This window comes from Pseudoalteromonas sp. SaAl2 (genome assembly GCF_052947895.1).
On sequence record NZ_CM129605.1, the window covers coordinates 221,364 to 233,265 of the forward strand.

General features: G+C 38.4%; 9 protein-coding genes, 1 tRNA gene and 1 pseudogene. 1 reads left to right on the forward strand and 10 read right to left on the reverse strand.

Annotation, left to right across the window (positions count from 1 at the left end; genetic code table 11):
• Nucleotides 1–367: 367 nt before the first annotated feature.
• Nucleotides 368–1,735, reverse strand: coding sequence for an MBL fold metallo-hydrolase RNA specificity domain-containing protein (locus ACU8V8_RS01040; RefSeq protein WP_446888541.1), 1,368 nt, complete (start codon nucleotides 1,733–1,735; stop codon nucleotides 368–370).
• A gap of 251 nt (nucleotides 1,736–1,986) precedes the next feature.
• On the opposite strand from ACU8V8_RS01040, the gene ACU8V8_RS01045 reads away from it, so the two are divergent.
• A tRNA-Ile gene (locus ACU8V8_RS01045) sits at nucleotides 1,987–2,063 on the forward strand.
• Between the two features lie 142 nt (nucleotides 2,064–2,205).
• Here ACU8V8_RS01045 and ACU8V8_RS01050 read toward each other — a convergent pair.
• The 9 genes and pseudogenes from ACU8V8_RS01050 to nadC all read right to left on the reverse strand — a co-directional run bounded on the left by ACU8V8_RS01050 (nucleotide 2,206) and on the right by nadC (nucleotide 11,596).
• Nucleotides 2,206–2,682: an REP-associated tyrosine transposase gene (locus tag ACU8V8_RS01050; protein ID WP_446888542.1), complete on the reverse strand. Its 477-nt coding sequence runs from the start codon at nucleotides 2,680–2,682 to the stop codon at nucleotides 2,206–2,208.
• Between the two features lie 250 nt (nucleotides 2,683–2,932).
• A complete protein-coding gene (gene yacG / locus ACU8V8_RS01055; protein WP_087534398.1) occupies nucleotides 2,933–3,163 on the reverse strand; it encodes a DNA gyrase inhibitor YacG in 231 nt (76 codons plus the stop codon).
• 264 nt (nucleotides 3,164–3,427) lie between these two features.
• Nucleotides 3,428–5,108 (reverse strand): annotated as a pseudogene (pilB, locus tag ACU8V8_RS01060) (type IV-A pilus assembly ATPase PilB).
• A gap of 121 nt (nucleotides 5,109–5,229) precedes the next feature.
• Nucleotides 5,230–5,868 carry a dephospho-CoA kinase gene (gene coaE, locus ACU8V8_RS01065; protein WP_446888543.1) on the reverse strand — a complete coding sequence of 213 codons (639 nt, stop codon included), beginning with the start codon at nucleotides 5,866–5,868 and terminating at the stop codon, nucleotides 5,230–5,232.
• Between the two features lies 1 nt (nucleotide 5,869).
• Complete coding sequence (locus ACU8V8_RS01070) at nucleotides 5,870–6,775, reverse strand: prepilin peptidase (protein WP_446888544.1); 906 nt, start codon at nucleotides 6,773–6,775, stop codon at nucleotides 5,870–5,872.
• Nucleotides 6,776–7,210: 435 nt separating this feature from the next.
• Nucleotides 7,211–8,437, reverse strand: a complete 1,227-nt coding sequence (locus ACU8V8_RS01075) for a type II secretion system F family protein (protein WP_446888545.1) — start codon at nucleotides 8,435–8,437, stop codon at nucleotides 7,211–7,213.
• Entirely contained in the window at nucleotides 8,437–9,753 is a 1,317-nt protein-coding gene (locus ACU8V8_RS01080; protein WP_446888546.1) for an O-antigen ligase family protein, read from the reverse strand. The genes ACU8V8_RS01075 and ACU8V8_RS01080 overlap by 1 nt, the downstream gene beginning before the upstream one ends.
• A gap of 50 nt (nucleotides 9,754–9,803) precedes the next feature.
• On the reverse strand, nucleotides 9,804–10,256 hold the full coding sequence (locus ACU8V8_RS01085; protein WP_446888547.1) for a pilin: 453 nt from the start codon (nucleotides 10,254–10,256) through the stop codon (nucleotides 9,804–9,806).
• A 494-nt stretch (nucleotides 10,257–10,750) separates the two neighbouring features.
• Nucleotides 10,751–11,596: a carboxylating nicotinate-nucleotide diphosphorylase gene (nadC, locus tag ACU8V8_RS01090; RefSeq protein ID WP_446888548.1), complete on the reverse strand. Its 846-nt coding sequence runs from the start codon at nucleotides 11,594–11,596 to the stop codon at nucleotides 10,751–10,753.
• Nucleotides 11,597–11,902 lie beyond the last annotated feature (306 nt).

The window sequence follows — 11,902 nt, forward strand, 5'->3', positions numbered from 1 at the left end:
TAGTAGTCTTTTCAAGTGATTTATTCACAGTGGTTAAGAGGCGCTGGGTTTATGAGGTTAAAGGTGGACTTTATCTTTGTGGGAACAGGCTTCAGCCGTGATGATGTTTGAGCTTATGTATTAAAGCTAATCGGCGCTAAAGCGCTCTCCTACGATTTATAGCATGGCTCCTGTAGCCCATTACTCTTCTCATTTTTTCTCATTCACTTCTCTTTGTGCAAATTGTATTTATACTTTGTTGAAGCCCTAAGCCTTTTAACGAATCGTTGATTTATAAATATCGGCACTTAAGCGTGCAGAACGCTTCCATACATCTAATTGTTCAAAGTTCATAGCAGTTCCTCTTCTGCAATATAATATCTAAAGCCTATTCCCCAATTTCAACTTCAACCCCTTCCCCTAAAACCTCACGATACTTTTGTGCTAATACCTGCTTTGCATTATCATCACCATGTACAAGTTTTATATGCTTTGGTTTTTTGCGCATGCCGGTTACAAATTTTACTAATCCGTTTTGGTCAGCATGGGCGCTGTAGCCGCTGATGGTGTGAATTTTGGCATTAATTATTATTTTGTGAGCATTGATAAATACATAGCCGCCGCGAGGGCCGTATTTTTGAATTTCTCTCCCTAATGTTCCTCTACCTTGATAGCCAACAAAAATAACATCAGTGGTTTTGTCTGGCAGAAACCTTTCAAGATAATTGACGATTCTACCACCTTGGCACATGCCGCTTGCTGCAAGTATGATCGCGGGTTTTTTTCGTTGGCTTAAATAATTGATCACTGCCATATGTTCTTTATGACTGTCGATTGTATGTAAGCTTTCAAAGTTAAGTGGGTGGCGGCCTTTTGCTAAACGCTTTTTGGCTTCGGTATCCCACAGGCTTTTAAATTGACGATATTGCTGGGTAAAATTTGCAGCCATAGGAGAGTCAACAATGACTTCTATGGTTCGCCAAGGTGATTGCTTACTTGAGCTGTGAATTAGCTGCTCGAGCTCATACAATAACTCTTGTGTTCTGCCTATGCTAAACGCCGGTATAAGTACGATACCGTTATCTGCGACTGCTGTTTCAATTACTTTTTTGAGCGTTTTTGTGCGCTGTTTACGGCCTTGATGATTTTTATCGCCGTAGGTTGATTCGATCACTAAAGTATCAGCTTTGTAGAGCGGTTTTGGAGCCGGTAATAATGGCGTGTATGGGGCGCCTAAATCACCAGAAAATACCACTCGGTGTTTATTTTTTCTATCAGCTATATCTATTTCAACATAAGCGGAGCCTAAAATATGTCCTGCTCGTTGTAGACGCGCTTTGAGCGGAGCTTGATCATTAGTAGGTAGTGTAAACCAGTGGCCGAACTCTACGGCAACTATCCGCTTATTAAGTAGATTTAAGCATGTGTTAATAATATTTTCGTCGCGGGTTACGCCAACTTTAAGCGCATCTTTAATAACTAAGGGTAGCAAGCTCGCCGATGCTATAGAGGTATAAATAGGCCCTGTAAAGCCAGCTGCGAATAAGTATGGAATACGGCCAACATGGTCAATATGGCAGTGGGTAACAATGAGTGCCGTTATATTTGATACGTCAAATTGTATTGATAAATCAATACCTGCATCTTCTTCTTGAAATAGCCCACAATCGATTAATATTGAAGTATTTTCAGATGCCATCAGCTCGTGGCAAGAACCTGTTACGCCGTTTACTGCTCCGTGGTGCTTTATTTGCATAGTTAACTCCTTTTAGCTGCAAATGAAAAGTGTAGCAGTAAAAGGGAAATTTTAAACAGTAGATAGTCAATATGAATAATAAAGCTGCTTTGCGATTACAATTTAAGCAGTCAGCTTGTTGATTGTTAAAATAAAGCTTTTTGCTAGTGACAAGCCAGTAAAAACTTTTTATACTGCAATCCGCTTTAATCGCTTAGGTGGTTAAACGCTTCAAAAAATTTAGTTATGTTTAATACATGCTAATACAATATGGCCCCTTAGCTCAGTTGGTTAGAGCACACGACTCATAATCGTTAGGTCCCCAGTTCGAGTCTGGGAGGGGCCACCACTTTTCAACTTTTAGATTTTCAAATAAATCACCAACCCAAGTCTCTGCGTTACTTCTGAAGTACTTAATTAATTTAAGCTTTATCCAATGAAATCCGTAATCACCCCTTCGTGTGTTGTAATTTATCTTGTGGGAACAGGCTTTAGCCGTGATTGGGTAATCCCCCTGAATTCAAATAGAGACAATCCCAATGAGGGTAATTACCTAAATTATTAACAATGCCGGCTCTTATAGGGTTAGCAGCGATATATCTTGCTTGATGCAATAAGTGCGCTTCATCTCTAATTAATGAATCGTAGAAACCCGTTTGCCAAATTTTTTCTTTCTTATCTTTGTGTAAAAGAAATGATGTACGTCCTTTTACTTTGGCTATCACTGAAGACAATGGTTGTTGTGTTTTAAGCTGAAATAACCAGTGCATATGATCTGGCATTATTACGAAACAGATTGTTTGTGTTAAATCATTTGAATCTGAATGTTTTAATGAGCTTATTAAAGTTCGTGCACTATAAAAATCTTCAAATAATTTGGTTCGTAGGTGCGTGCATGTAGTGACAGAGTAATAACTGTTAATACATGATTGGCGGTGCTGGCGTAATTTGTAAGAATGAGGTTTCATTTTAATCCATTAAATATAAAACGATTTAATGAAGTGTAGATTAAATTAGAGACAGGTGTTACACCACGATTCAAAAATTATTGCGGTTAAAGCCAATCGGCGCTAAAGCGCTCTCCTACAGGGTATGGAGTGTGATTTGTCTTGTGGGAACAGGCTTCAGCCGTGATTGTGTTTGAGATTGGGGTGTGTGCAAAAGCCAATCGGCGCTAAAGCGCTCTCCTACAGGATGTGGAGTGTGATTTTTGGGTGTTTATTTAAAGAAATCGTCGTCGTTTTTGGCGAGCATTTCTTCAATATCTTCAATCATATCTTGGCTTAAGTCTTCAGCAGATGTAATTGGTGCTGAGATCTTGTTATTCTCAAATGACCATTCGCCTAAATCAATCAATTGACAGCGTTTTGAACAAAATGGGCGGTGAGGGCTTTGCTCAGACCATTCAACTTTGGTTTTACAAGTAGGGCAGTTTACAACTGTTGGCATAATATATTCTCATGAATAAAGCATTGAGGCTTATTTTACAAAGAGAAGTGGATGAGTGTAAATGATAAGGCATAAATAAAAGAAAATACCTATTTGCACAAAGAGAAGTGAATGAGGGTAAATGAGAAAGGTTGCTGTCAATACATAGTATCTTTACCATCGTAGGAGAGCGCTTTAGCGCCGATGGGCTTTAACATATAACCTCAACCCAAAATCACGGCTAAAGCCTGTTCCTACAAGAGCTAAGGCACCTAGAATCTTATTTTAAAAACTTGTCACTCGGTTTATTTCAGCAAGCGATGTTACTCCATCAGCTGCTTTTTTGAGGCCGGATAAACGTAAATTATTAAACCCTGATTTTAACGACACTTCTGCAATTTCTAGGGAGTTACCGCCACGCATAATGATTTGTGCAATTTCAGGCGTGATTTGCATGACTTCGTATATACCAACACGCCCTTTATAGCCTTCGGTGCAGCTATCACACCCTTTAGGTGCAAATAAAGTTAACTCATTTATTTGCTGCTCGCTAAATCCTTGGCGCTTTGGTTCTTCAGCTGGCAGCGTCTCGGGTGTTTTACATTTAGGGCATAAACGACGCGCTAGGCGCTGTGCGATAATTAACGTTATTGAGCTTGCTACGTTATATGCAGGTACACCCATATTTAATAAGCGGGTTAGGGTTTCTGGTGCTGAGTTGGTATGTAATGTAGACATAACCAAGTGACCTGTTTGCGCCGCTTTTATTGAAATTTCAGCGGTTTCAAGATCACGGATCTCACCGACCATGACTACGTCGGGATCTTGACGTAAGAATGCCTTAAGTGCATTGGCGAAGGTCATGTCTGCTTTTGGGTTTATTTGTACTTGGTTAATCCCTTCAAGGTTGATCTCAACCGGATCCTCGGCGGTACTAATATTACGTTCAGGCTGATTAAGAATATTTAAGCCCGTATAAAGTGATACTGTTTTACCAGAGCCGGTAGGGCCGGTAACTAAAATCATCCCCTGTGGTTGCTCTAGGGCATCCATATAGAGCTTTTTCTGCTCGGGTTCGTAACCTAGTACATCAATACCGAGCATGGCACTTGATGAATCTAGGATACGCATTACGATTTTCTCGCCCCATAAAGTCGGTAGGGTGCTTACACGAAAATCGATGCTTTTACGCTCGGTAATTTTTAGTTTTATGCGGCCATCTTGTGGTTTACGTTTTTCAGCGATATCTAAGCGCGCCATTACTTTAATACGTGCTGACAACCGCGTAGCTAAGCTATTAGGTGGGCTTGCCATTTCGTGCAAAAATACCATCAATACGAAAACGTACACGGTATTTATGTTCATACGGTTCAAAGTGTAAATCTGATGCGCCTTTTTTTATGGCGTCCATTAAAATTTTATTAATGTAGACAATGATCGGTGCGTCGTCTTTTTCGTCTTCGCCTGTATTTTGTTGATCTTTAGAGCTGTCAGTATCTAAATCGGCAAACTCTTTAAACTCGTCATCACTTAAGTTCAAACTGCCAGACGCATCGAGTAATTGCTCAATTTTATTATCTAGTTGCTGATAGTCAGCAACAACGACTTCGCACGAAAGCCCTGTACTAAACTCAAAGTTTTCAAAGGCACCATAGTCTGTAGGATCTGAGGCGGCGATATAAAGTTTTCGGCCTTTTTTAACTAAAGGTAGAATATGGTGTTGCCTGATGAGTTTTTCTTTAACTAGTTCTTTAGGGATTAACTCAACATTAAAATCACGTAAGTCAAAATAAGGCACACGAAATAAATCAATACATTGCTCAGCTAGCTCGTGACCGTTAATTCCACTGCACTTAGCGATAAGCTCAGCGGTAGAGCTAAATTCACGTTGTTTTAATTTAACTGTTTCGGCGTCAACACGACCAAGTGTGATAAATTTTCGTAATAATGGTGAATTAATGTTCATTGCGCACCCGGTAAGATCCTTTCATGTTAGCAATTTATCAGAAAAAAGAAGGGTATAACATCAGTCTTGTTGATTTAGCTTAATTTGCAAACAAAAAGATGAAATGTTTTTGATTTTCTCATCATTTAGCGTTTACTTTAGCTTGTTTAGCTAAGGCTAAATAACGATAGTGCAATTGTTGCAACTGACTTTCTACTAGGTCCAAGCAGCGATTGTTATCAATAATATCATCTGCTTTTTTTAGCTTATCTTGGCGCGACATTTGTGCTGCAATAATGCTTTTAGTTTGCTGCTCTGTTACATCGTCACGCTTTGTAGTGCGGGCAAGCTGCACTTCTTCTGGTACATCTACTACAAGTGTACGTTGACAGTATTGATCTAGCTTGTTTTCAAACAATAATGGGGCAACTAATATAACGTATTCGCTGGTGGCATTAGCTAAATCGGTGAGTAGTTTTTCTCGAATCAAAGGGTGGAGTAAATTATTCAGCCAGGTTTTTTGTTCGTTATGTGCAAAAATAATTTCGCGTAGATGACTGCGATTTAAAGAGCCATCGGGGTTTAAAACATCAGTACCAAAGTGTGCAGTTATAGCATTTAAACCTTCGCTTTGTGGCGCTACGACTTGGCGAGCAACTATATCGGCATCAACAACCGTTATATTGAGCTTTTCAAACATTTCACTTACGGCGCTTTTGCCTGAACCAATACCGCCTGTTAACCCTAACACCCAGTTATTAATTTTGTTTTTTTGGGTCATATTAGTAACCTAAAGAATTAAAATATAGGCTTTGAATTTGCTCACCCCAAAGTAAGGTAACCCATCCGGCGATGGCTAAGTAGGGGCCAAAAGGTATCGGTGTGGCTTTATCTTTACCTTGAATGCTCAATAGCGCGATGCCAATCACTGCACCTACTACGCTTGAAAGCAAAACAATAGTTAACAGCGCCTGCCAACCAAGTAGGGCACCAAATACGGCGAGTAATTTAAAATCGCCATAACCCATACCTTCTTTACCGGTTACCAGCTTAAACAACCAAAATACGCTCCATAAGCTTAAATAGCCACATGCGGCACCAATTATTGCATCAGTAGCTGTGAGCTCCGTCACCCCAAATACAGAGGCTATTAAAGCAAGCCAAACTAGAGGTAGGGTGAGTTGATCTGGTAGTAACATGTGATCAATATCGATAAAAGTCAGGGCAATCAACGCCCAGGTTACAAAGACGTAAAGCAAGGCGATATCTGTTGCGCCAAAAGTGGCGGCGACAATTAGACTCAATATAGCTGTGAGCATTTCAACAATGGGGTAACGAATTGATATCGGAGTGTTACAACTTGCGCAGCGGCCTTTTAATAAGAGCCAACTAATAACAGGGATATTCTGCCAAGGCTTAATGGCTGTTTTACACTTAGGGCAAGTGGAGTTGGGCTTAATAAGGTTAAAAACCTCAGCTTTTGACTTTGCTTGCTCAGTTGGTTTTAGCTCATCAGCAAGTAAAATTCGACACTCACTATGCCATTCACGTTTCATCATTTCAGGTATGCGATAAATCACCACATTTAAAAAACTACCTACACATAAGCTAACAAGGCCTATGGTTAATAAGTAAAACCATAGTTGGTTTTGCATTACTGTAATTATATCAAGAAAAAAATCGTGCATTACATACCTAAAAAATTAAGTTAAAAAGCATTTTCACAAAGATAACTGAAAGAGGAAAGCTCGGGTAAAGAGCTATGAATACAAGCTATTTATCATCGTAGGAGAGCGCTTTAGCGCCGATGAGCTTTTACACATATTCCAAACCCAAACAATCACGGCTAAAGCCTGTTCCTACAAGACAAATCACACTCTATACCCTGTAGGAGAGTGCTTTAGCACCGATGATGTTCAACACATATCCAAACCCAAACAATCACGGCTAAAGCCTGTTCCACAAGACAAATCACACACCACACCCTGTAGGAGAGCGCTTTAGCGCCGATGAGCTTTTACATATATTCCAAACCTCAAACACAATCACGGCTAAAGCCTGTTCCCACAAAGCCAAGGCACCTAGCACCTTCCAACTCTTTGTGAATAAATATATTACAGCGATTAAATAACCGAGCCAAGTTGGAATATTGGTAAATACATAGCGATAATCAAACCACCAACAAGTACACCAAGTACAGCCATAATTAAAGGTTCTAACAGGCTTGATAAACCGTCTACTGCATCATCCACTTCTTGCTCATAAATGGTGGCTACCTTTGCAAGCATACCATCAAGTGAGCCAGACTCTTCACCTATGGCGACCATTTGCACTACCATATCAGGGAATATTTTTGAGTTACGCATTGCCCAGTTCATTTGGTTACCAGAGCTAACCTCAGCTTTAATATCTAATATTGCATAGCGATAAACTGCATTACCTGAGGCGCCAGCCGCAGAATCAAGCGCATCAACTAGTGGTACACCGGCAGCAAACGTGGTCGATAAAGTTCGTGCATAACGTGCAACCGCAGCTTTGTTTAAAATCATACCAATTACCGGTAGTTTTAATATCGCTCTATCGTTTGCATCTCGCAGTTTTTTACTTTTAAGCAGGGCTTCTTTATATGCCCAACCAAATCCGACAATGGCAATCAGCATCATCCACCAATACTCTTGCATAAATTCAGATATACCAATAACCATTAAGGTAAATGCGGGCAATTCTGCACCAAAACCGGCGAAAATATCTTGGAATTGCGGTACTACAAAAATAAGTAGGATAGAGGTAACGATTAAGGCGACTACCAAAACTGCGATGGGGTAGAACATGGCCTTTTTAATTTTTGATTTTAACGCTTCTGACTTTTCTTTATAAAGAGCAACGCGGTCAAATATTTTGTCCAGTGCGCCCGATTGCTCGCCAGAGGCAACTAAATCACAATACAAATCATCAAAGTAACGCGGGTGCTTACGAAGTGCGTTCGATAACGTACCACCGGCTTTTACTTCATCGCCAATGGTTTCCATGAGTTTAGCGACGCTTTTATTAGTGGAGCCGGTACCTATCATCTCAATCGCTTGAATGAGTGGCACACCCGCCATCAACATAGTAGCAATTTGTCTGGTAACCAGGGCTATGTCTTTTGGCGTGATTTTTTGCATACGTGTGCCAAATAACGGCTTGGCTTTACGCTTGACTTTAGAGGGGGTGATGCCTTGTTTTCGGAGCTGGGCCTTTACTAACGCAATACTAGCACCAGTCATTTCGCCTTCAAGACGTTTACCTCGGGCACTTACGCCGATCCACTCGAAGGTATCAAGTCCTTTTTTATCTGCTTGTTTTGCCATTACTGATCCTCGAAGTAAGTAAGCTTACAATGTTCAAATGATAATTGCCCGTTAGACCAAAAGTTAGGGCCATGCGGTTTAGGGGCCAAACAGTTGTAGCTCAATAAAACTAATGCTGCATAAAGTAAAGATATTGTGAATGTAATAATTAGTGCTATTTTTTTATCTGTGTTATCAAATAAATTATAACCTAAATACCCAAGTAAAATCCCAACTAAAATAAATAAAAAAGTCTGCGGTATTGGCATTACTATCACGCCACTGACTAGTGAGTAAATTAGTAAACTCAAGAATGAAGTAAAACAGGTTAAAAACTCACTGTTATCTTTGTTTTTTTTAATAAAGTCTAGTGAGTGATTAATTAATTTATATGTTAACCAAACAGTAATAGATAAAACAATTCCTCCCCAGTTATTCAAAATTTGAAGGATGCTATTATGGGGATGGCCAAAATCGAAAGTTGTAGACTTATACCCTCCAGGGCCATTACCAATAAGTAGTGTTTTAAAGCTTATGTTGTTGATGACTTCTAGCCATAATTCATATCTTTTAGAGCTACTAGTTCTTATTGTGTATTCAGCTGAGTGGTAAAAGCTAAGATAAAAATAATGAAGTAAAAATAATAAAACAGCAGCTAATAGACAAAATAATATTTCTTTTATCATATTTCTATTTATGAAATAGCAGTAAATTATTGTAGTTATCAATATTGCAATTAAAGCTCCTCGAGCACTGCTAAAAAGTAGCAAAAAGAAATTGAAAGTCATAGTGACTTTAGCAACTCGATGTAACTTAGAGTGTGAAAGAAAAAATATAACAAAGGGTATGCTTAGGACTTGAAATTGATTAAAAAATCGAATGTTATAAAAACCATATAAAACGCCATCAGGAAATGGTGCCTCACTTGATAGAATGAAAAAAGAATAATTAAGTAATGAATAAGATACTACAAATACGTTAGAGAAGAATATCGTATAAAATAAAATAGAGTTATTTTCTTCTATTTTATAACCTAAAAAAACAAGGTTTATTAGCATTAGTGTATGAAGATAAATTAAGCTTGTATTTAGTATATTATTACTGAGTAATGTACTGGCGAAACCAATGAACAGAACTAAAGCTAACAACAACTTTACTCTTCTATTTATTTTAAGCAACTGAAAATAAAATACAAAAAATAAAATGAGTACGAGCGTTTGAAACAATCTCTTCTCATTAAACAAGCCTAACAAAGATTCATCAATAAATGGAAGTAGACAAAACACCAAAAAAAAGGAGGGGATAAGAGAGTGATAATTAAGCTTTATGATGTTCATAAGGTAAAAAGCTCTTTAATAGAAAAGAGCTTTATGTCAGATCAATTGAATTAGCTTGCGCGACAGTTTTGCGGTACGTATTTATTTAAAGTGTTACTGCTTATTGCACAGGCCCAAGTTATGCCACCATTAGCTTCTGTTGGAGTAAAAACTAATGTAGAGCCATCTAAATCTGTAACATTAGTTCCTTGGACAGTAGTTGTTATTACACCAGAACCACTTACGGCAACTGAGGCAACATAAGTAGATGAAATACCGCTAGTATCTAAACCTACTTTTGCATTGCTATTACATGCAGTAATATCACCAGTAGTTATAATACACTCACTAACTGCAGTTTTAGCTGAACCCGCAAAAGTAACAACTTCACTCATTTTTGCACGAGTTGTATAATCTTGATAAGCAGGCAGTGCTACTGCTGCAAGAATACCGATGATTGCAACTACAATCATTAATTCAATTAGGGTAAAACCCTTTTGACTTTGTTGTGTCATTTTTTCCATGTTCCTCTCCTAAAGGATAGTGTGTATGTAAGCTAATCAGTTTATTAGTGATGGTTTGTGCCTTAGCTAATATAACTTGCTTATCTTACGGTTTTTTTAAAATCGTTCTATCTAATCTAAGTGTACCTAACCTTTGTGAAGGAAAAAGTAGGCTATTAGAATTACTTTAGCACTAAAATTACGTTTTGAAAGCTAATTTAACAGCATTTAGCGTCATTTTATGAACTTTCCTAGCGTAAAAAACACAATTTAAGTTATCGCTACTTTTAACCTAATTGAAAGCAAACAAATGTAAAAAAACAAAAAATAATTATTTAGGATTAGTGCTTTTAGGCTTTTTTAGTTCTCTTGGCTTATCTTAACATCATTTTTTATTAAATGGGGCTCTAAAATTAACACTTTGTAACAAAATAAGCCTTTTGGCTTATTTAAAGCTTTTTTGTACAAATTGTCAACGGATTAGGTAAATATTAAATTTGGAACTTTAAGAATAATTACTCAAATCGCATTGATAAGTCGATTGATTGTAAATTTTTTGTAAGCGCCCCGCTTGAAATAAAGTCTACCCCAGCTTGTGAATAGGTTTTAAGGGTTTCTATGGTCATATTGCCCGAAACCTCTAGCTTTGCCCGCTTATCGGTTAATTCGACAGCTTGTTTTATCTGCTCTGGAGTAAAGTTGTCTAGCATTATAATATCTGCGCCGGCAACTATGGCTTGATCTAGCTCATTAAGTGATTCAACTTCTACTTCAACCGGTTTACTTGGGTGATTAAGCTTGGCTTGCGCAACCGCTTTATCAATACCGCCACAGGCTGCAATGTGGTTTTCTTTTATTAAAAACGCATCAAACAACCCAATACGATGATTTGCCCCGCCACCACATTTAACTGCGTATTTTTGTAATGCACGTAAACCAGGAATTGTTTTACGAGTATCGAGTAATTGGGTTGTTGTGCCTGCAAGCTCTTTTACATAATGCGCAGTGGTTGTTGCTGTGCCTGATAGAGTTTGCATAAAGTTAAGTGCTGTACGCTCTGCTGTTAAAATAGCCCGTGCAGAACCCGTTGCAGTAAATAATGTATCGTTTGCTTTAACGCTATCACCATCATTTACTAGCACATTAACTAAAACGCTAGGATCTACTTGGTTGAATACTTCTAAAATAATGTCTTTGCCACAAAATACACAGTCTTCACGGGTAATTACTTTTGCATTGGCTTGTTGTGTTTGCGGGATTAAGGCTGCGGTTATATCGCCTTGCTCTGCGTTTTGGTGATTAAGGTCTTCATCAAGGGCAAGTTTAACTAGCTGGCTTAAAAGGCTGTGCGGAATTGACATTATAAAAGCTCATTATAATTAGGAAATTGGTAAAATTTTACTATGTTTGAAACTGAAAGTGAATGAGAACAAATAAATGCTTAGGGTGGGAGCTACGGGGTTAGGGTAAGGGAGTTAAATACTTATTTGCACAAAGAGAAGTGAATGAGGGTAAATGAGAATACATAACCCATATATATTTTCCTCTTAAGCGCAGCGCCTCATAACCTCTTTGTGAATAAATCTCTTAAAACGATTTTCACAAAGAGAAATGAATGAGGGTAAATGAGGAAAGGCATGGGCGATGTGTAACGGGCAGCGGGCTAT